Annotated in this window: 18 protein-coding genes, 1 tRNA gene, 1 rRNA gene and 1 riboswitch; of the genes, 16 read left to right on the top strand and 4 right to left on the bottom strand. The window is 58.3% G+C overall.

What is annotated here, in order from left to right:
- The first annotated feature begins 108 nt into the window (after positions 1-108).
- The 11 genes from rrf (at position 109) to HMPREF9163_RS02315 (ending at position 9,810) form a co-directional block, all read left to right on the top strand.
- Positions 109-225: ribosomal RNA gene (rrf, locus tag HMPREF9163_RS02360) — 5S ribosomal RNA — on the top strand.
- Positions 226-279: 54 nt separating this feature from the next.
- A complete protein-coding gene (locus tag HMPREF9163_RS02355; RefSeq protein ID WP_009440041.1) occupies positions 280-555 on the top strand; it encodes a hypothetical protein in 276 nt (91 codons plus the stop codon).
- Positions 556-691: 136 nt separating this feature from the next.
- Positions 692-2,032: an MFS transporter gene (locus HMPREF9163_RS02350; RefSeq protein ID WP_009440040.1), complete on the top strand. Its 1,341-nt coding sequence runs from the start codon at positions 692-694 to the stop codon at positions 2,030-2,032.
- A gap of 165 nt (positions 2,033-2,197) precedes the next feature.
- Entirely contained in the window at positions 2,198-4,135 is a 1,938-nt protein-coding gene (locus HMPREF9163_RS02345) for a SpoIVB peptidase S55 domain-containing protein (RefSeq protein WP_009440039.1), read from the top strand.
- Between the two features lie 22 nt (positions 4,136-4,157).
- A complete protein-coding gene (murA, locus tag HMPREF9163_RS02340; RefSeq protein WP_009440038.1) occupies positions 4,158-5,453 on the top strand; it encodes a UDP-N-acetylglucosamine 1-carboxyvinyltransferase in 1,296 nt (431 codons plus the stop codon).
- A gap of 54 nt (positions 5,454-5,507) precedes the next feature.
- Positions 5,508-5,645, top strand: coding sequence for a six-cysteine ranthipeptide SCIFF (scfA, locus tag HMPREF9163_RS11570; RefSeq protein WP_006691237.1), 138 nt, complete (start codon positions 5,508-5,510; stop codon positions 5,643-5,645).
- Positions 5,646-5,836: 191 nt separating this feature from the next.
- Positions 5,837-7,234 carry a thioether cross-link-forming SCIFF peptide maturase gene (gene scfB / locus HMPREF9163_RS02335; protein ID WP_009440036.1) on the top strand — a complete coding sequence of 466 codons (1,398 nt, stop codon included), beginning with the start codon at positions 5,837-5,839 and terminating at the stop codon, positions 7,232-7,234.
- An 80-nt stretch (positions 7,235-7,314) separates the two neighbouring features.
- Positions 7,315-7,390: transfer RNA gene (locus tag HMPREF9163_RS02330), tRNA-Gln, on the top strand.
- A 124-nt stretch (positions 7,391-7,514) separates the two neighbouring features.
- The gene (locus HMPREF9163_RS02325) at positions 7,515-7,931 is read left to right on the top strand and encodes a DUF4418 family protein (protein WP_009440034.1); all 417 of its coding nucleotides are present in this window, start codon (positions 7,515-7,517) and stop codon (positions 7,929-7,931) included.
- Positions 7,928-9,133, top strand: coding sequence for an ABC transporter permease (locus tag HMPREF9163_RS02320; RefSeq protein ID WP_009440033.1), 1,206 nt, complete (start codon positions 7,928-7,930; stop codon positions 9,131-9,133). The genes HMPREF9163_RS02325 and HMPREF9163_RS02320 overlap by 4 nt, the downstream gene beginning before the upstream one ends.
- The gene (locus HMPREF9163_RS02315) at positions 9,130-9,810 is read left to right on the top strand and encodes an ABC transporter ATP-binding protein (RefSeq protein WP_009440032.1); all 681 of its coding nucleotides are present in this window, start codon (positions 9,130-9,132) and stop codon (positions 9,808-9,810) included. The genes HMPREF9163_RS02320 and HMPREF9163_RS02315 overlap by 4 nt, the downstream gene beginning before the upstream one ends.
- A 59-nt stretch (positions 9,811-9,869) precedes the next feature.
- On the opposite strand, the gene HMPREF9163_RS02310 is transcribed toward HMPREF9163_RS02315, so the two are convergent.
- The 4 genes from HMPREF9163_RS02310 to moaC all read right to left on the bottom strand — a co-directional run bounded on the left by HMPREF9163_RS02310 (position 9,870) and on the right by moaC (position 13,019).
- Positions 9,870-10,916, bottom strand: coding sequence for a sulfate/molybdate ABC transporter ATP-binding protein (locus HMPREF9163_RS02310; protein ID WP_009440031.1), 1,047 nt, complete (start codon positions 10,914-10,916; stop codon positions 9,870-9,872).
- Positions 10,913-11,584 carry a molybdate ABC transporter permease subunit gene (gene modB, locus HMPREF9163_RS02305; RefSeq protein ID WP_009440030.1) on the bottom strand — a complete coding sequence of 224 codons (672 nt, stop codon included), beginning with the start codon at positions 11,582-11,584 and terminating at the stop codon, positions 10,913-10,915. The genes HMPREF9163_RS02310 and modB overlap by 4 nt, the downstream gene beginning before the upstream one ends.
- Positions 11,584-12,387: a molybdate ABC transporter substrate-binding protein gene (gene modA, locus HMPREF9163_RS02300; RefSeq protein WP_009440029.1), complete on the bottom strand. Its 804-nt coding sequence runs from the start codon at positions 12,385-12,387 to the stop codon at positions 11,584-11,586. Before modA ends, modB begins: the two co-directional genes overlap by 1 nt.
- Positions 12,381-12,517, bottom strand: a riboswitch (molybdenum cofactor riboswitch). It overlaps the preceding gene by 7 nt.
- Before the next feature lie 19 nt (positions 12,518-12,536).
- Positions 12,537-13,019 carry a cyclic pyranopterin monophosphate synthase MoaC gene (gene moaC / locus HMPREF9163_RS02295; RefSeq protein ID WP_037345721.1) on the bottom strand — a complete coding sequence of 161 codons (483 nt, stop codon included), beginning with the start codon at positions 13,017-13,019 and terminating at the stop codon, positions 12,537-12,539.
- Positions 13,020-13,324: 305 nt separating this feature from the next.
- On the opposite strand from moaC, the gene HMPREF9163_RS02290 reads away from it, so the two are divergent.
- The 5 genes from HMPREF9163_RS02290 (at position 13,325) to mobB (ending at position 18,905) form a co-directional block, all read left to right on the top strand.
- Positions 13,325-14,353, top strand: a complete 1,029-nt coding sequence (locus HMPREF9163_RS02290; protein WP_009440026.1) for a molybdopterin-binding protein — start codon at positions 13,325-13,327, stop codon at positions 14,351-14,353.
- A gap of 81 nt (positions 14,354-14,434) precedes the next feature.
- A complete protein-coding gene (glp, locus tag HMPREF9163_RS02285) occupies positions 14,435-15,640 on the top strand; it encodes a gephyrin-like molybdotransferase Glp (RefSeq protein WP_037345719.1) in 1,206 nt (401 codons plus the stop codon).
- A 214-nt stretch (positions 15,641-15,854) separates the two neighbouring features.
- Positions 15,855-16,850 carry a GTP 3',8-cyclase MoaA gene (gene moaA / locus HMPREF9163_RS02280; protein WP_009440024.1) on the top strand — a complete coding sequence of 332 codons (996 nt, stop codon included), beginning with the start codon at positions 15,855-15,857 and terminating at the stop codon, positions 16,848-16,850.
- Between the two features lies 1 nt (position 16,851).
- Positions 16,852-17,775 (top strand): MOSC domain-containing protein, encoded by a 924-nt coding sequence (locus HMPREF9163_RS02275; protein ID WP_009440023.1) that lies wholly within the window; start codon positions 16,852-16,854, stop codon positions 17,773-17,775.
- Positions 17,772-18,905: a molybdopterin-guanine dinucleotide biosynthesis protein B gene (mobB, locus tag HMPREF9163_RS02270; RefSeq protein ID WP_009440022.1), complete on the top strand. Its 1,134-nt coding sequence runs from the start codon at positions 17,772-17,774 to the stop codon at positions 18,903-18,905. The genes HMPREF9163_RS02275 and mobB overlap by 4 nt, the downstream gene beginning before the upstream one ends.
- Positions 18,906-18,916 lie beyond the last annotated feature (11 nt).

The following is an 18,916-nucleotide window of genomic DNA, read 5'->3' as shown; positions in this document are numbered from 1 at the left end:
GACCAGCACTAATCGGTCGAGGGCTTGACTACATTCTAAGGTAGTTTTACCCAATACATTTGCAAGGAAGTTTCTTCTGTGAAGTTTTGAGTGTACAACACTCAGCAATGCGGTGATGATGCCTGAACGGTTCCACCTGTTCCCATTCCGAACACAGTAGTTAAGCGTTCAAAGGCCGAGGGTACTTCGTTGGAGACGACGTGGGAGAGTAGGTAGTTGCCGCACAACAAAAGACTCGTGAGATTTCACGGGTCTTTTGTCATTATAGGAGGAGTGTATATGAAAAAGAAATGGATCGTTGTACTAACAGGCATTCTGTTCTTTGGAATCGGCTATCTTATGCTCACGATTTCTCCTGATCCGATGGAGGAAAACCTGGAACTTGCACGGCAAGCAGCTAATCCACAGGAGGCGGCAGCTGCAATTTCTGCAAATAACAAAAAAGATGTTTTTTCGAGTACAGCTGCGTATTTTCTGGTCGGACTTGGATTTGCGATGACGGGGTATGGTATTTTTATGAGTGGAAAGAAGGAGACATCGGAAGATAATATGTGAGATTCTTCTTGCACTTTTACTATGCTCACACTATAATAGGAACAGTTTTGTATGGGGCGGCGGTACAGATGAGGAAGCACTGATTATTCAGCTTATGGGAGATTCCTTGACTGCACGCCATGAAGGAGGCTGTTTTATGATTTTGGATCGCTTGGAGAATTTGCCGCTTGGCAGATTTCAGTACAAGCTGCTTGCTGTGACAGGACTTGGGTGGCTGTTCGATGCGATGGATACGGGACTGATCGCGTTCGTCCTGCCTGTGCTTGCGCGAGAGTGGAGTCTCACACCTGCGCAGGTGGGATGGATCGGATCCATTGGACTGATTGGCATGGCGCTTGGTGCGGTGCTTGCAGGTACGATTGCAGATCGCATTGGACGCAAGCAGGTGTTTACGATCACGGTTCTTCTTTATAGCATATCAACAGGGCTGTGCGCGGTGGCGTGGAGCTATGAGTCGCTGCTTGTGTTCCGCTTCCTTGTAGGCTTTGGTCTTGGCGGAGAACTGCCCGTTGCGGCGACCTTGATGAGCGAGTACGCACCTGCGAAGCTGCGCGGACGATTCATTGTTCTGCTCGAGAGCTTTTGGGGACTGGGGTGGCTCGCAGCGGCGTGCATTGCCTATCTCCTGATTCCTGCGCTTGGCTGGCAGGCGGCATTTCTCATTGGTACGCTGCCCGCCCTCTATGTTTTCCTTCTGCGCCTGCACATGCCGGAGTCGATTCGCTATCTGCTCTCGAAGGGGCGTGTGGATGAGGCAAAGGCGATTATCCGCGACATTGAGCGACAGCTGAAGCTGCCGGAGCGTCCGTTCCTCGATCAGCTCGCACCGGGCAGAGTCGAGGCGGAGCGCGTGGAAACGCCGGGCTTTATGACGCTCTGGGCGAAGGGGATGCGCCGCCGTACGACGATGCTCTGGCTCGCGTGGTTCGGCATTGTGTTCAGCTACTATGGTATCTTTATGTGGCTGCCATCGATTGTGTATGCGCAAGGCTTCGAGATTGTCAAGACGTTCGAGTATGTGCTCATCATGACGCTCGCACAGCTGCCGGGCTACTATGCGGCGGCGTATCTGGTGGATGTGATCGGGCGCCGCTATACACTTGGCTTATTCCTCCTGCTGAGCGGTGTGTGCAGCTATTTCTTCGGAAATGCGGGCGATGTCACGGCGCTCCTCGTCTGGGGTGCGGCGATGAGTTTCTTCAACCTCGGTGCATGGGGCGTTATCTACACCTATACGCCGGAGCAGTATCCGACGTCGATGCGAGCGCTCGGCAGCGGCTGGGCGGCGGGGTTTGGCCGCATTGGCGGCATGATTGCCCCCATGCTCGTCGGTGTGATGCTTGCGAATGCCTTTCCGATGAGCGGTATCTTCATGATGTTCGCAGCGGTTTTTGCATTGATTTCAGGGGCAGTTATCATTCTCGGGAGAGAGAGCAAGCAGCAGACACTTGAGGAGCTGGAGCATTCACTGGGCTAACGGAAAAAACTAGCGAAAATTTCTTGACTGTGCTACAATAGAGCAGATAGACTCTATTGTAGCACATTTTTTTGAGGTGACATTTTGCGACATTCTTTGAAACGCCTTGTAGCGGCGTCTCTTTTTGCGTTGACAATAAATTTTTATACACCGGAAACTCATGCAATGCCTCCAATTCTCCCATACAGTGAGGTGACGGCGGGCATGCAGGGAACGGCATATACGGTGCTTGATACGTCCGGTGAGATCCGTACGTTCCCCATTGAGATCCTCGGCGTGATGGAGGGTGGAAAAGGCTCTCAGCGTATGATTATGGCGCGGACGAGCGGTGAATTTATCGAGCATGTCGGCGGTGTGCTCCAAGGGATGAGCGGAAGTCCGATCTATGTGGGCGATCGCATGGTTGGTGCGCTCGCAGCGGGACTGAAGGATCTGAGCCCCTATACGTTTTTCATCACGCCGATCGAGGATATGACACCGCTCTGGTCGATGCCGGATGTGAAGAATCAGACGAATATTGCGACCGTCGATCTTGTGAAGGAGATCGAGGAGCGCAAGAAGGCGGAGGAAAAACGCCGTCTGCGCGAGCGTGAAAAGGCATTTGAGAAGATGTCACGCGAAGAGCGCGAAGCAGAGTGGCGCGATATGATCGCGGTGCTGAAGGGGGAGAAGACGGAGGACACTGCGACGAACTCCGACAGGTCTGCGGCAGCGGAGGAGTCTTCTGCTGCCGCACATACGGACAGCGCCTCCGAGGATACGGAAGCCAAGTCTGGAAATGCGGCGGAGGAGAAGGCATATTTCTTTACGCAGGGATTTAACGCTGCGGGGCTGCGTTATTTGCAGAACAACCTTCCAATGAATGGAGCCTCCTTCCTGCCGCTCGGCGGCTTTGGCGCAAGTTCCAAGCTGCACACACGCTATGATGCGACGCTCACGGGCGGTCAGCCCGTCGGTGTGGCGCTCGTCTACGGCGATTTCAGCATCGGTGCGACGGGCACGGTGACGGCAGTCGACGGCAAGAAGATCTTGGCGTTCGGACACTCCTTTATGCACAAGGGGAATGTCAACTACTTCATGACGGATGCGGATGTCATCGGCACGATTGCAGGGCAGAGCAACGGTGTAAAGATTGCGAACATCGGCAGTGTGATCGGGCGCGTGAATCAGGATCGTGAGACGGGGATCGCGGGGGTTCTCGGGACATTCCCGACCTCGGTGCCCATGCAGATTCACGTAAAGGACAATGCACTTGGGACGGAGGAGACGTTCGGTGCACAGATCGCCTACGACGAGGATTTCCTGCCGATTCTTTCGGGCAGTGTTGCCTACGCAGCGATGAGCCGTGTGTCGGATGCACTCGGCAGCAGCACCGCGCGCATCCGCTTTGCAATTCGTACGAACGCCTACGAGGGCGGTCTGTTCGAGCGCCGCAATATGTACTATAGTCCGGCCGATGTCGGGCAGGTTGCCGTGACGGAACTCCTGCAGGCGATGAATCTGATTGTGACGAATGCGGAGCAGGAGTCCGACCTCATCGATGTCAATGTGGATGTGGAACTGAACGGCGAGCGGCAGACGGCGCTGCTGGTCTCGGCGACGCCGGACAAGATGACGGTGAAGCCGGGGGATACGGTGACGTTCCAAACGAAGATCCGTCCCTATCGGAGGGAGGAAGAGACGCTCTCCATTCCCTACAAGGTGCCCAAGACGCAGCCGGCGGGAACGCTGAATCTGGATATTCGCGGCGGCGGCTTTGTGCCCGTGAATCCGCTGATGCTGCTCGCGCAGGCGGGGCTTGAGGTTCCCGATGACGAAGAAAAATTCAAATCGACGGGTGATCGCCTGCGTGAACTGGCGGAACAGGGACAGAACAACGAGATCATCATTGCGCCCGGCGCGGCTCCCGCACCGACCTCCGAGAAGGAGATGAAGAAGCGCATGAAGGCGGCGGCAAAGGCGTCGGCGCGCGCGGCGAAGGAAGAGCCTGAGAAGCGCGTGACGCTGCTGGCCGATCCGAAGAAGAGGGAAGAGAAGGAAAAATTCTTTGCGCCGTATGTGATTGAGAACGTGATACACGCGACGCTCAAGGTAGAGGAATAAGCCGCAAGGAGGGGAACGGCGAATGGAACAACTGGTCATTCATGGGGGCAATCCCCTGCGCGGCCGCGTGAAGATCGGCGGGGCGAAGAATGCGGTGCTGCCGATCATTGCGGCGGCGCTCCTCGGCAGCCGTGGTGTGAGCGTGCTCGACGATGTGCCGGCGCTTGAGGATGTCTATACGATCTCCTCAGTGCTGTGCTCGCTTGGGGTAAAGGCGGATTACTCTGCCGCAGAGCATCGGCTGACGATCGATGCAACGCGGATTGAAACGCTCTCCGCACCCTATGAGCTCGTGCGCAAGATGCGTGCATCGTTTCTCATCATGGGACCGCTGCTCGCCCGTGAGGGGCGGGCGGAGATCTCGCTGCCCGGCGGCTGCGCGATCGGAACGCGTCCCATTGACCTGCATCTCAAGGGATTTGAGGCGCTGGGCGCGCAGATCGAGATCACGCAGGGGGCGATTCACGCCTCTGCACCGAACGGGCTCAAGGGAGCGCGCATCTATTTCGATTTCCCGAGCGTGGGTGCGACGGAGAACGTGATGATGGCGGCATCGTGTGCCGAGGGGCAGACGATCCTCGAGAATCCGGCGCTCGAGCCGGAGATTGTCGACCTCGCGAACTATCTGAACGTCATGGGGGCACACATCCGCGGCGCGGGAACGAATCAGATCAAGATCGACGGTGTGCCTGGGCTGATGGCGGCGGACTACACGATCATCCCCGACCGCATCGAGGCGGGGACGTACATGGTCGCGGCGGCAATGACGGGCGGCGATGTCTTCATCGAGAATGCGATCAGCGAGCATCTCAAGCCCGTTGTGGCAAAGCTCAAGGAGGCGGGCGCGCAGATCGAGGAGGATATTGCGGGCATCCGCGTACGCGCGGACGGGAAAATGAAGGCGATCGACCTCAAGACGCTGCCCTATCCCGGATTCCCAACGGATATGCAGGCGCAGTTCATGGCGATGCTCACTGTCGCTGAGGGGACGAGTGTCGTGACGGAGACGGTCTTCGAGAACCGCTTTATGCACGTTGAGGAGCTGCAGCGCATGGGTGCTGCGATCCGCGTGGACGGGCGGACGGCGACCGTCGAGGGCGGACGTCCTCTGACGGGGGCTGCTGTGCGTGCGACGGATCTGCGCGCGGGCGCTGCGATGGTGCTTGCGGGACTCGTTGCAGACGGTGAGACGCGCGTGGGCTACATCCACCATATCGACCGCGGCTATGATGATCTCGTGGCAAAGCTGGTTGCACTCGGCGCGGATATCCGCCGTACGGAGGGCATCTGGGACGAGTGTGAAAAATCACTTGCATAAATGGAATTTATGCGATAAAATCAGTGAAGAAGACCGATTGAGGAGGAATGAGTCATGAAGCACATCAAGACGGTCAACAAGCCGACGATGCAGTCCACGCTCTACACGGGCGGCTGCGGTGAGTGTCAGGCATCCTGCCAGTCCGCCTGCAAGACTTCCTGCACGGTGGGCAACCAGCCCTGCGCGAAGTAAGGCGGGGGAATCGGCTGCGGGGCTGTTGCATGAAGTCTTGTTGACTCGTGCAGCAGCCCCTTTATGCTTTTGTTCGTGATGCGCGTTCAAAGCGCCCCTTCCACCGCTTCGCGGTCCCCCTCCCCCGTCTCGCACGGGGGAGGCTTTGCGTTGCGGAATATCTGTGTATTTTATGAAATAAAGGAGTAGGAATGAAAGTCCGAACGCATAAGTTCAAGCAGAACGATATGCACATCCTCGTCGATGTGAACAGCGGCGCTGTCCATGTGATTGACGAGATGATCTACGATATGATGGATGATTTCGATGGGACAAATGACGAGGCGGTCATTGCGCGCCTTGCGGGGCGTTATCCCGAGAGTGAGCTGCGCGAGGCGTGTGGGGAACTGCACGAGCTGATGGCGGCGGGCGCACTCTTTGCGCCCGACATCAACGTGCCGCCGACGTTCAAGTCGCGTGGGCTCGTGAAGTCGCTTTGCCTTATGGTGGCGCAGGACTGCAATCTGCGCTGCAAGTACTGCTTCGGCGATGGCGGCAGCTATGGCGGACACCGCGCCGTCATGAGCCCCGAGGTTGGGCGTGCGGCGGTGGACTTCATCATCAACGGATGCGGCCCGCGCAAGCACTGCGAGATCGACTTCTTCGGCGGGGAGCCGCTCATGAATCTACGCACGGTGAAGGAGGTCACGGAGTACGTTAGAAAGCGCGAGCAGGAGACGGGCAAGGAGTTCAAGCTGACGCTCACGACGAACGGCATGCTCCTCTCGGACAAGAATATCGCGTGGCTGAATGACAATAATATCTCCGTTGTCCTCTCCTCAGACGGGCGGCGCGAGGTACACGATGCGATGCGCCCCGATGTGCGCGGCAATGGTTCCTATGATGTCGTGATGAAGAACTTCAAAAAGCTCGTGGACGCGCGCAACGGCAACGACTACTATCTGCGTGGGACGTACACGCGCGAGAATCTGGACTTTACGAAGGATGTGCTCGCGATGAACGAGGCGGGCTTCGACATCCTCTCGATGGAGCCGGTTGTGCTGAAGGACAGCCCTCTCGGCTTTACGGAGGCAGATCTGCCGCGTATCTTTGCCGAATACGATCATCTGACCGAGACGTATCTCAGCCGCGTACGCGCGGGGAAGGGGTTCTTCTTCTTCCACTTCAATATGGATCTGAATCACGGTCCGTGCGTGGCGAAGCGCCTTGCGGGCTGCGGCGCGGGACATGAATACTACGCTGTGGCGGAGAACGGTGATCTCTACCCGTGCCATCAGTTCGTCGGGCGCGAGGGCTATCGCCTCGGGTCGGTCTTTACGGGCGTGGAGAGCATGGAGATGCCGACGTATTTCCGCAACTCCCATGTGCTGAACAAGCCGCTGTGCCGTGACTGCTGGGCTCGGTTTTACTGCAGCGGCGGCTGCCATGCGAACGCTGACCTATTCCACGGGGATATCCGCCATCCGTACGAGCTCGGCTGTGAGATCCAGAAAAAGCGCCTCGAGTGTGCAATCCTCGTGCAGGCGGTGCTTGCGCTCGAACAGGAGGCGGAGGAGGAGACACCGGAGGAAATGCGCAAGCGGGCGTGATTTATTTCGTTTACGTTAAAAAATTCCTTGACAAGCAGTATGGTATCCGTTATAATTCTCCATGTTGCCGCAAGCGACACAGGGGTATCGCCAAGTTGGTAAGGCACGGGATTCTGAATCCCGCATGCGTTGGTTCGAGTCCAGCTACCCCTGCCATTCGTAAATTCGGAGCCGCAATTATTTGCGGCTCCTTTTGTATTTGTTGAAAAAATCATTGAAAATTATTCTTAATTTTGCTACGATGTGAAGACGATTGATCTCATCGAAGGAGTTGTTAGTTATGAATGAAAAGAAACGCAGGTGGGGCATTACGGATATCCTGCTCCTGGTGCTGAATCTTATCTTTTTTGTCGGCATACAGACGGTATTTGTGCCCTGTGAAGCGCGTCCCGACGGCTCGTGGATGACGTGCCACTGGGCGGGGCAGGCACTCATTGGGATTGCGGCAGTACTTGTTGTGATTGCCCTCATGCACCTTGTCATTCCGCGCACACAGGTCAAGATCGGCCTCTCACTTGCCGTGATTCCGGTCTCTGTATTGGCATTCGCTGTGCCGGATCATCTTATCGATCTCTGCATGATGGAGACGATGCACTGCCATACGGTGATGGAGCCGGCGGTGACAATACTCTCCCTGCTGAATGTGCTGCTTGCTGCTGCTGATATTTATGTCTATCAAAAAGGGGAGAACGGATGAACTTCGCATATCTGCTTGCTATGCGCACCTGCCGCAGGAATACGACGCGCTTCGCCGCACTTGCAGTGCTGGTGTCAATTCTCGCACTCGTGATCTTCGGCGGCTCCGAGGTTCTGCTCGGCCTTCAAGGGGGGCTCATGCGCTTTCAGCAGCGGCTTGGGGCAGATGTTGTGGTGCTGCCGAAGGAGGCAGGAGAGGCACAGGCGCTCGAGGGAGTGCTTGTACAGGGCGTGCCTGCGCATTTCTATATGGAGGCGCGTTATCTGGATGAACTGCGCGGAATGGCGGGCGTTGCCCAGGCAACACCACAGTTTTTTCTCGCCTCGGCGCATGCGGGGTGCTGCTCGGTGGCGGTGCAGCTGATCGGCTTTGACCCCGCGACCGATTTCACGATTCGCCCATGGATGCAGGAGAGCCGTGCTGCGGAGATGGGCTTCGGGGACATCCTCGTCGGCAGCGGTATATCGGTTCCTGCGGATGCGATGCTGACATTTTACAACACACCATGCCGCGTGGTAGGGCGACTAAGTCCGACAGGAACGGGGATGGATACGGCAGTCTATACGAATATGGAGACGATGCGTGCGATGATGGCAAATGCAGCATCGCTTGACTTCGATTATTTCCAAGGGATTCCCACGGGAAATGCCATCTCTGCCGTGATGATTCGGACAGCGGAGGGGTTCACGCCCGATGGGCTCGCGGCTGCCATCAACCAGACGTATCCTGCGCTCTCAGCGAAGCCAGCGCATGGGATGGTGCATCATGTGGAGGCGGGGCTCGGCGGCATTCTCGAAACGGTCGGTGTCCTGATTGCATTTGTTTGGATGATTGCCGTTGTCATTCTTGGCATTGGCTTTCATCTGTCGGCGCGGGAGCGGAGGCGTGAGTTCCTGATCCTGCGTATCGCGGGCGCAACACGCTCCTTCTTGCTGCGATTGATGCTGACGGAGGCGGTCATTACTTCGGCGGCAGGCGGAGCGGCAGGCATCGCCATCGGCGCACTTGTCCTGCTGCCGTTTGCCGGACTCATGAAGGAGGGGCTGATGCGTCCCTATCTCCTGCCGGATGTCGGAACGATCGCCATGCTCGCCGTGAATACACTCGCTGTGGCGATCCTGTCGGGGACCCTCTCAGCAGCGTGGACGGTGGGGCGCGTGACGAATACGCAGATCAGTGAGATGCTGCGGGAGGATGGATGATGGAACTTCGTGCGGAGAAAATTAGTCAGGATTTTTTGCGCTATAGTGCAAAGGATGGCTATTTCATAGCGGTGCAGGAGACGGATTTCCGTCTTGCGGCGGGGACTCTTACAGTGGTGACGGGGCGTTCAGGCAGCGGAAAGAGCACGCTGCTCCATATCCTCGGTGGGCTGATGAAGCCCGTGACGGGGCGCGTCCTCGTGGATGATCTGGACCTCTATGCGATGGGGGAGGATGCACGTACCCGTCTGCGCAGCCGCTGCATTGGCATCGCTCCGCAGCGTCTGATGTCGCTCGCCGCGCTCACGGTGCGCGAGAACATCCTGCTGCCCGCATTGCTGACGGGGCAGCAGGAGACTGCTGCCGTGCGTGCCGATGTGCTGATGGAACGTCTCGGCATCCGTAAGCTCGCGTCGGTCGCGCCGTCGGAACTCTCGGGAGGGGAACTCAGGCGCGTAACGATTGCGCGGGCACTCGTGATGCAACCGGGCATCCTCCTCGCGGACGAGCCGACGGGCGACCTCGATGAGGAGAATACGAGGAGTGTCCTCTCTCTCCTGCGTGAGACTGCCGACGCGGGCACGGCCGTCCTCCTCGTCACGCACGAGCGTGAGGCGGCGGCGTATGCCGACGCTGCCTATACCATGACGGCGGGGAAGTTGGACAAAATCGCATAGAAAATCCCGAACGGTGGCAAGTTTGTCATCGTTCGGGATTTTTACGTTTTAGAGTGTTCCTAGTCTCTTAGAAGCATAAGCTCCTCAACGGGGAAGTTGAAATGCAATGTATCGCCGATGCCGGCTTCGTGTGCGTGCCACGTTGCTTTGTCGATTTCCCAGCGGATGGGCATCGCTCCATCGGCGAAGCGCAGCATGACGATGTAGGTAAAGGTGCTCTCGATGACCTCGGCGATGCGTGCAGGGAGTGCATCCGCATCGCTTTCCGATGCCAGTACGAGATAGTGTGCGCGGACGGCGATGTGGCGCACGTTCGTCGTCGCGTCGGCGACGCGGAGCGTGATGCCCCAGTCGGTCGCCGTGACGTGCGTTTCGTCCACGCGGCGGGCGGCAGAGATGTTCTTGCAGCCCGTGAGCGTGGTCGCGGCACATGTGCCCGGATTCCGAAAGAGTTCGTGCTTGTCCATCGGCGTCGTAAGGTGTCCGCGATCGACGGTTGCAATTTCCTGCGCGATGCGGAACGCCTCATCGCGGTCATGCGTGACGAGGATTGCTGAGATGTCCTGCATGGCGAGGATCTCGCGCAGGGCGATCTCGATCTGCCACTTTAGGTGCGTATCGAGCGCGGAGAGCGGCTCGTCGAGGAGCAGCACGTCCGCGCCGCGTGCGAGGATACGTGCAAAGGCGACGCGCTGCTGCTGTCCGCCCGAGAGCTCTGCCGGATAGGCGTTTTCGAGCCCTTCCAGCGAGAACCGTGCGACGTTCTCTTTGAAGATACGCTCCTTTTCCTCACGCGTGCCGTCCAACGCGAAGATGATGTTCTCGCGTACGGTCATGTTCGGAAAGAGGGCGTAGTTCTGAAAGAGGTAGCCGACGTTCCGCGCCTGCGGCGGGAGATTGATGCCCTTTTCACTGTCAAAGAGGATGCGCTCGTTCAGGACAATCTGTCCGCGATCGGGACGCTCGAGCCCCGCGATGCACTTAAGCGTCATGCTCTTGCCGCTGCCCGATGCGCCGAGAAGTGCGAGCGTTGTGTCTGTCAGCGTAAAGTTTGCCGCAAGCGTGAAGTCGCGCAGGCGCTTTTCGATGTTGACGACGAGCTTCATTCACGCACCTCCCGTTTGAGGTACAGGTTCATCGCTCCGATAAAGAAGAGCGAGAAGAGGGAGATGATGATCGCCCAGCGAAAGGCGAGGTCGTAGTCGTTCGCCTGCACAGCCGCATAGATAGCGGTGGACATGGTCTGCGTACGCCCCGGAATATTGCCCGCGAACATGATGGTCGCGCCGAACTCGCCGAGCGCACGGGCAAATGAGAGGACGAGCCCCGCGAGGATGCCGTGCCGTGCATTCGGCAGAATGATACGCCAGAAGATGCGCCAGTTGCTGACGCTGAGGGTCTGTGCCGCATGGACCATATTGCGGTCGATCGCCTCGAATGTGCCGCGTGCCGTGCGGTACATGAGCGGGAGGCTCACGATGACCGCTGCGATGACCGCCGCACGCCAGGTAAAGACGAGCGGCAGGTCGATGGAGAGCAGGGCGCTCCCGATGGCACTGCGCTTCCCGAGAAAGTAGAGGAGGAAGAATCCGACGACGGTCGGCGGCAGGACGAGCGGCAGGGTAATCACGGCGTCGGCGATCGTGCCCGCGAGGCGGCTACGGATCTGCAGGACACCATAGGCAAGAGCGATGCCGACGAAGAAGGTGATGACCGTCGCAAGACCCGCAACCTCCAGTGAGATGATGAGTGGGGATAGTGTTTCGTCTGCCATTACTTCACTTTGAAGCCGTATTTCTCAAAGACTTTCTTTGCGGCATCGGTCTGAAGGAACGCGAGGAAGTCCTTTGCCTCCTTCATGTTCTTCGCATCCTTGAGGACGGCAGCGGGGTAGACGATGGGCTTGTGCGTATCGGCAGGGGCAACGGCGGTGACCTTCACCTTGTCCGAGACAGCTGCGTCCGTCGCGTAGACGACGCCACAGTCCGCATCGCCCGTCTCGACCCACGCGAGCACCTGACGGACATCCGAGCCGTAGACGGCGCGTGCCTTCACATCGTCGAGGATGCCGAGCTTCGTAAAGACTTCCTCACTGTACTGTCCGACGGGCACGCCCTTCGGCTCACCGAGTGCGATGTGTGCGACCTGCGGGTCAAGCACTGCCTTGAAGTCGGGCAGGTTCAGCTTGCTGTCCTTCGCCGTGATGAGAACCACGTCGTTGATGAGGAGATCGACGCGCGTGCCGTCTGCAAGCAGCTTCTTCTCATCGAGCGCATTCATCTGCTTCTGTGCGGCAGAGACGAAGACATCGGCAGCTCCGCCGTTCTCAATCGCCTGCTGAAGCGCACCGCTGCTGCCGAAGTTGAAGACGAGCTTCGTATTTCCGTGCTCCTTCTCATACATGCCGCTGAGTTCCTTCATCGCGTCCGTGAGGCTCGCTGCCGCAGAGACCTGCAACTCGACGGGACCCTCCTTCGGCGTGTCCATCTTGTTCGCACTGTCGCCGCCGCCAACGCAGCCGGCGGTAAAGAGTGCCATGGCGGTGAGACCCGCCGTAAGTAAGTTCCTGAGTTTCATGATTGTATTCTCCTTTACGAAATAGAGTAGGCACGACCGTTTCCAAGTCGTACCCCGTGACGGAATCCGTCAGGCAAGGCATCGTAGCAAATTTGCCTTAGATAATCCTTGCTCGGAGTGTGTGTTGGAAAAGCTGACCTTTCCCCGAATCAGCGGACAAATGTGCCGCTCTTGCCGCCGGACTTGCGCTCGAGATGAATGTCTCCGATCTCCATGCGCTTGTCAATTGCCTTGCACATATCGTAGATTGTGAGGAGTGCAACGCTCACAGCGTGCAGTGCCTCCATCTCGACCCCCGTCTCGCCTGTGACCTTTACAGTCGCAGTCGCACGTACGGCGCGGCGCGGAATCTCCTCAAGCGCGAAGTCGAGCGTGCATTTGGCGAGCGGCAGCGGGTGGCAGAGCGGGATGGTGTCCGACGTGCGCTTTGCCGCCATGATCCCTGCGATGCGTGCAACGCCGAGTACATCACCCTTCGCCGCAGTGCCTCCCTCGATGGCGGCATAGACCGCATCGCTCACATAGATGCGTCCGCTTGCAATCGCCTCGCGGTGCGACTTCTCCTTGCCGCTGACATCCACCATGATCGCGGCGCCGCCCTCATCGAAGTGCGTCAGTCCTGCGTTCGGCATGTGTATTCCTCCTTTCTGACCGAATGTTTTAATCATAGCGTAACTCGCATTGAAAATCAATCGTTTGCGCGCAATCTTCTGTTACAGAAAAGAGGGACAAAGGGCGCAAAAAACCTTTCTCATTTACGAAAAATCATAGAGAAAATTTATTTTATGTGTTATAATCAATAAGAAGAATATATAAATGAGAATGGTTTTTAAGTAGAGATTAGTTTGTCGCGAAGACCGTTCGAGTTTGATCACAAATGTGTATTGTATACAGTATGTTTTCGTAAATACATACCGATGGAGCGGGGAGAAAAGCGATGAGGGAGGTTCGTGTTCAGGATGCCGTGGGGATGATCCTCTGCCACGACATCACGGAGATTGTGCGCGGAGAGCGCAAGGGCGCGCGGTTTCGCAAGGGCGATGTGATTCGCACCGAGGATGTCGAGGTGCTGCTGCGGCTCGGTAAGGAGCATATTTACGTCTGGGAAGATGACGAAAATATGCTGCACGAGAACGATGCGGCGGCGATTCTGCGAGATCTTTGCCAAAGTGAATACATGACGGCGAGCGAGCCGAAGGAAGGTAAGATTGAGCTGACATCGACGGTCGCGGGCGTGTTCGAGGTAAATGAGGATGCGCTCGACGCTGTGAACGACATCACGGACGTGATGATTGCGACGATCGCACAGCACTTCCCCGTCAAGGCGGGCACGAAGCTCGCAGGGATGCGCGTCATTCCGCTCGTCATTGCAAAGGATATTATGGAAACGGTGCGCAAAACGGCGGGCACGGAGCCCCTGCTGCGCATTTTGCCATACAGAAAAATGAAGGTCGGCGTTGTGACGACGGGCTCTGAGGTCTTTCACGGACGCATCAAGGACACCTTTACGCCCGTCATTGACAGCAAACTGCGCGCGTTTGGACTGCAGGTAGACGAGCACCGTCTCTCAGATGATGGGACGGAGCATACGCGTGCGGCGATTGAGGAACTGCTTACTCTCGGCATGGACATGGTACTCTGTACAGGTGGCATGAGCGTCGATCCCGACGATCGCACGCCCGCCGCGATTCGTGCGACGGGGGCACGCGTGGTGACGTACGGCGCACCCGTGCTGCCGGGTGCGATGTTCCTGCTTGCTTACTACGAGAAGGACGGGCGCAGTGTACCGATCATGGGGCTGCCGGGCTGCGTCATGTACTCGCCCGCAACGATCTTTGATATCATTATGCCGCGCGTGATTGCGGGCAGTGAGTGGACGAGGCGCGAAATCACGCGCCTCGGCATCGGTGGACTCTGCATGGAGTGCAAGGTGTGCCACTATCCCGTGTGTCCGTTCGGAAAGTGAAATGTAATATTTCGCACAGACATAGAGACGAATATTTTGTATAAAGATATGTGTATGAACATCAAGGAGGGGACGGCTACGATGCAGGACATCGAACTCGAACAGGCAGTAGAGGTGCTGCTTGCACATGCGACACCGGTTGCGGAAACGGAACGCGTTCCCCTGCTGGATGCTGTGGGACGTGTCGCGGCGGAGGATGTGCGTGCGGGGTTTGACAACCCGCCGTTCGACCGTTCGCCGCTCGACGGCTATACCTTTGCAGCATCGAGTACGCGCACGGCGACGGCAGAGCGTCCGGTCGCTCTGCGCGTGATCGCGGAGGAGTGCGCGGGAGATTTCTTCGCCGGCACGGTCGACGCGGGTGAATGCGTCCGCATCATGACAGGGGGTGCGATTCCGAAGGGCTGCGACTGCGTGGTACGGCAGGAGGATGTGCGCGAGGATGGGGACACGATCTGCGTTCCGTTCACCTCCGAGTCGTACGAGAACTACTGCTATGCGGGTGAGGATATCAAGAAGGGGACCGTGCTCATTCGTCGGGGACAGCGCATTCGTGCGGCACACCTGGCGGTGCTTGCAAGTGAGGGCTATGGAACGGTGTGTGTCTATCGGCGGGTGCGCGTCGCGGTGGCGAGCACGGGCGATGAGCTGCTTCAGCCCGGAGAGCCGCTCCGCCCCGGCAAGATCTACAACAGCAATCTCTATCTGCTCGCAGGGCGCCTGAAGGAGCTCGGCGCAGAGGTGACGGTTGTCGGCTCTGTGCCGGATGATATTGACAAAGCGGCAGAGGTCATCGCTTCTTATGCGGATGTGGTGGACGTGTTCCTGACCTCGGGCGGTGTGTCCGTGGGCAAGAAGGACATCATGCACGGCGTCGTGCCTGCGCTTGGCGCAGAGCGTCTCTTCTGGCGCGTCTGCATGAAGCCGGGGGCGCCCGCGATTGCCTATACGCGCGGGAAGATGCTCGGCATTGCGCTCTCGGGGAATCCGTTCGCGGCGTTTGCGACGTTCGAGCTGATGGCAAAGCCCGCGCTGCTGTACCTTGCGGGACAAACGGATGTGCTGCCCGCGCGGCGGCGCGGTGTGCTCGCAGATGCCTTCCCCAAGGCATGCCTCGGACGTCGCTTCCTGCGTGCGCGGATGGAGGCAGACGGGCGCGTCTCGCTGCCCGATCAGCATGAGTCCGGCTCGCTCTTTTCGGCGGCGGGCTGCGATGCGTTCGTGGATGTGCCGGCGGGGACGAAGCCGCTGGCGGCAGGGACAGAGGTAGAGGTTGTGATTCTCTGATGACTTCCCACGCGAACGCTTAGTTACGCAAACGGTCGCGTACTTATTCGCCTAAATACCTGCGGACTTCTTAAACGCGCTTCGCTTGAACGAAAGAAATCCGCAGGGGGCGGGTCGCACGCTTTCCTCCGTTTGCTCCACTAGGGTTCGCTTAGGGAAATCAACACCCTCGTCACATAGTTGGATAGAGGATTATAGATAGAAGAAGGCTATTATGCAGGATCAGTTTCAGCGGAAAATTGAATATCTGCGCATTTCGGTGACGGACTGCTGCAATCTGCGGTGCCGCTACTGTATGCCCGCGCACGGCGTGAAAAAGCTGCGCCATGCGGATATCCTTTCCTATGAGGAGATTCTGCGCGATGTGCGTGCGCTCGCACAGATGGGCATTCGCAAGGTGCGCCTGACGGGCGGTGAGCCGCTTGTGCGCCGCGACATCGTACATCTCGTGCGTGGGCTGAAGGAGACACCGGGCATTGAGACGGTTGCTATTACGACGAATGGTGTGCTGCTCGGCGAGATGATGGATGAATTGCTCGATGCGGGGCTTGACGCAGTGAACCTCAGCCTCGACACGCTCGACGGCGGCAAGTTCTTCTCCATCACGCGGCGGCCAATGTTCGGTGCGGTGATGGAGGCTCTGGAGCGTCTGACGCGGGAGGCACGCATCGAGGTCAAGATGAACTGCGTGCCGATTGCAGGCATAAACGACGATGAGATCACGACACTCGCGGCGATTGCACGCGACTATCCGATTAAAATGCGCTTCATCGAGCTCATGCCGATCGGCTGTGCCCGCACGGAGGGCTATCGCGGCGTGCCCATGGACGAGGTGCGGGCGCGTCTGCGGGATGCGTTCGGCGCACTGCTCCCTGTTGGGGAGGCGGCGCATGAGGGGGCTGTTCCAACAGGACCCGCCGCTTATGTAAAACCTGCGGGATTTGCGGGTGCACTCGGTTTTATCGACGCGATGGAGCACAAATTCTGTGCGACATGCAACCGTGTGCGCTTGACGGCAGAGGGCTTTTTGAAACTCTGTCTCTACAGCAGTGCGGGACTGGATACGCGTGCACTCCTGCGCGGTGGAGCGACGGATGCACAGCTGACGGATGCAATCGCACATGCGGTCTGGAAAAAGCCAGAGGAACACTATTTCGAGATGGACACAGAGACGCGTGATCAACGCGCCATGTATCAGGTGGGGGGTTAATATGGGAGAGATCCGAGCACTCTGCATCAGTGAGAAGCGTGGGACGCAGAAGCACGCGTTGGATCGCGTTTTCTTCATGACGGAGTTCGGCATCGACGGCGATGCCCATGCGGGCGACTGGCATCGTCAGGTAAGCCTTCTCGGTCTTGGCGAGATCGACGATTTCCGTGCACGCGGCGCGGATGTGGACTTTGGTGCATTTGGAGAGAATGTCGTTGCCGAGGGATTCCGATTCAAGGAGCTGCCCGTCGGCACGCGCCTGCGCGTCGGGGATGTTTTTCTCGAGATCACGCAGATCGGCAAGGAGTGTCACAGCCACTGCCAGATCTACCATCAGGTCGGCGACTGCATCATGCCGCGCGAGGGCGTTTTTGCACGCGTGCTCCACGGCGGATGGGTAACGGTCGGGGATAAAATGGAGATCACGACGGAGAAAATTCCGCTCGATGCCGCCGTCATTACGGCGAGTGATAAGGGCGCACGTGGCGAACGCGAGGATGCGAGCGGTGCGGCGATTCGGGAGATGCTGACGGAGGCGGGGTATCATGTCGCGGGCTTCAACATCGTCCCCGATGAGAAGGAGGAGCTGAAACGCGAGATGGAGCTCTGGGCACAGCGCGGCGTGGGGCTTGTCCTCACGACGGGCGGCACGGGCTTCTCTATGCGGGATGTCACACCTGAGGCGACGCGTGAGGTCATCGAGCGCGAGACCCCGGGCATCCCCGAGGCAATGCGAGCTCTCTCCATGCAGGTGACGCCGCGCGCCATGCTCACGCGTGCAGCGGCGGGCATCAAAAAGCGCACGCTGATTGTCAACCTGCCGGGCAGTGAAAAAGCGGTGCGCGAGTGCCTGGGCTTCATCCTGCCGCAGCTGCAGCATGGCATCGAGATCCTGCGCGGCGATACGGGCGAGTGTGCGCGATGAATCTCTCCGATCTGACACTCATTGTAGCGGCAGGCGGCAAGAGTACACGCATGGGGCGGGACAAGCGCTTCCTGCCGCTGGATGGTGAATCGCTGCTTGCACGCACGCTCCGCAAGGGACGCGCGGCGGGATTCCGCTCCATCGTGCTTGCGGCCGAGGGCGAGCGCAGTGATCTCACGGCACTCGCGAAGGAATACGGGGTGCAGCTCGTCACGGATGAAATCCCCGCGCAGGGACCTGCGGCGGCGATTGCAGCAGGTCTTGGGGCTGCGAAGACGGAGTGGGCGCTCGTCCTCTCGGCAGATATGCCCTTCTACGATTTCGAGCTGGTACGGGCACTCCTGCCGGAGGCAGAGGGAGAGACGCAGGTCGTACTGCCGACCCTCCTCGGCTACTGGCAGCCGCTTACCGCACTCTACCGACGGGATGCAGGCATGACGTTTGCCGCCGCGATTGCACGAGGTGACCGCAAGCTCGGCATCATCCTGCGGGAACTCGTCGTGCGGGAACTTCCGCTCACGGTAGACGCAGGGCTGTTCTTCAATGTGAATACACCCGCCGCCTATCGGCTTGCATGCGGTCGTCTCGCGAACGAGCAGCGCGCGTGTCCCATTCTCTCCATTGCCGCACCTGCCTCGGGTACGGGCAAGACTACCTTTATCGAGCGGCTGATCCCTCTCCTGCACGAGCGCGGTGTGCGCACGGCGGTTATCAAGAGCGACAGTCACGGATTTCAGCTTGACACGGCGGGTAAGGATACAGCGCGGTTCACGGCAGCGGGAGCGGAGGCGGTTGCCGTAAGTTCTCCTGACGGATATTTTATTCAGCAAAAAACGAGGACTCGGCAGGATTTTCAGAATCTTATCGCGAAAATAATTCCTAATAGTGTGGATTTATATATAACGGAGAGCCGTTCACGCGGTGTCCTGCCTACGTTACTCCTCGACCGTGGTTTGGGGATGCCGGAAATCGACGAACGCATTGTCGCTTATTTTGCAAAGGGGCGCAGCATTGATACAGATGTCCTGAAGTTTGACCTCGACGATATGGATACCGCCGTGCGCCTTGCGCTCTTCCTGATGGGACGGCCACTCTACGGTGCAGACGGTGAGATGTTTTTGATGATGTAATGATTGGAATG

It is taken from the genome of Selenomonas sp. oral taxon 138 str. F0429, from assembly GCF_000318175.2.
Classification (GTDB): domain Bacteria; phylum Bacillota; class Negativicutes; order Selenomonadales; family Selenomonadaceae; genus Centipeda; species Centipeda timonae.
This window is presented reverse-complemented; position numbering and strand designations above follow the sequence as displayed.

What these genes read in the sequence shown, in the direction of transcription:
- moaA (WP_009440024.1), top strand. Translation starts at nt 15,855, where the DNA reads ATGCAGGATCAGTTTCAGCGGAAAATTGAATATCTGCGCATTTCGGTG.
- scfA (WP_006691237.1), top strand. Translation starts at nt 5,508, where the DNA reads ATGAAGCACATCAAGACGGTCAACAAGCCGACGATGCAGTCCACGCTC.
- HMPREF9163_RS02350 (WP_009440040.1), top strand. Translation starts at nt 692, where the DNA reads ATGATTTTGGATCGCTTGGAGAATTTGCCGCTTGGCAGATTTCAGTAC.
- murA (WP_009440038.1), top strand. Translation starts at nt 4,158, where the DNA reads ATGGAACAACTGGTCATTCATGGGGGCAATCCCCTGCGCGGCCGCGTG.
- modB (WP_009440030.1), bottom strand. Translation starts at nt 11,584, where the DNA reads ATGGCAGACGAAACACTATCCCCACTCATCATCTCACTGGAGGTTGCG.
- moaC (WP_037345721.1), bottom strand. Translation starts at nt 13,019, where the DNA reads ATGCCGAACGCAGGACTGACGCACTTCGATGAGGGCGGCGCCGCGATC.
- HMPREF9163_RS02290 (WP_009440026.1), top strand. Translation starts at nt 13,325, where the DNA reads ATGAGGGAGGTTCGTGTTCAGGATGCCGTGGGGATGATCCTCTGCCAC.
- mobB (WP_009440022.1), top strand. Translation starts at nt 17,772, where the DNA reads ATGAATCTCTCCGATCTGACACTCATTGTAGCGGCAGGCGGCAAGAGT.
- HMPREF9163_RS02345 (WP_009440039.1), top strand. Translation starts at nt 2,198, where the DNA reads ATGCCTCCAATTCTCCCATACAGTGAGGTGACGGCGGGCATGCAGGGA.
- HMPREF9163_RS02315 (WP_009440032.1), top strand. Translation starts at nt 9,130, where the DNA reads ATGATGGAACTTCGTGCGGAGAAAATTAGTCAGGATTTTTTGCGCTAT.
- HMPREF9163_RS02325 (WP_009440034.1), top strand. Translation starts at nt 7,515, where the DNA reads ATGAATGAAAAGAAACGCAGGTGGGGCATTACGGATATCCTGCTCCTG.
- HMPREF9163_RS02355 (WP_009440041.1), top strand. Translation starts at nt 280, where the DNA reads ATGAAAAAGAAATGGATCGTTGTACTAACAGGCATTCTGTTCTTTGGA.
- HMPREF9163_RS02310 (WP_009440031.1), bottom strand. Translation starts at nt 10,916, where the DNA reads ATGAAGCTCGTCGTCAACATCGAAAAGCGCCTGCGCGACTTCACGCTT.
- HMPREF9163_RS02275 (WP_009440023.1), top strand. Translation starts at nt 16,852, where the DNA reads ATGGGAGAGATCCGAGCACTCTGCATCAGTGAGAAGCGTGGGACGCAG.
- glp (WP_037345719.1), top strand. Translation starts at nt 14,435, where the DNA reads ATGCAGGACATCGAACTCGAACAGGCAGTAGAGGTGCTGCTTGCACAT.
- modA (WP_009440029.1), bottom strand. Translation starts at nt 12,387, where the DNA reads ATGAAACTCAGGAACTTACTTACGGCGGGTCTCACCGCCATGGCACTC.
- scfB (WP_009440036.1), top strand. Translation starts at nt 5,837, where the DNA reads ATGAAAGTCCGAACGCATAAGTTCAAGCAGAACGATATGCACATCCTC.
- HMPREF9163_RS02320 (WP_009440033.1), top strand. Translation starts at nt 7,928, where the DNA reads ATGAACTTCGCATATCTGCTTGCTATGCGCACCTGCCGCAGGAATACG.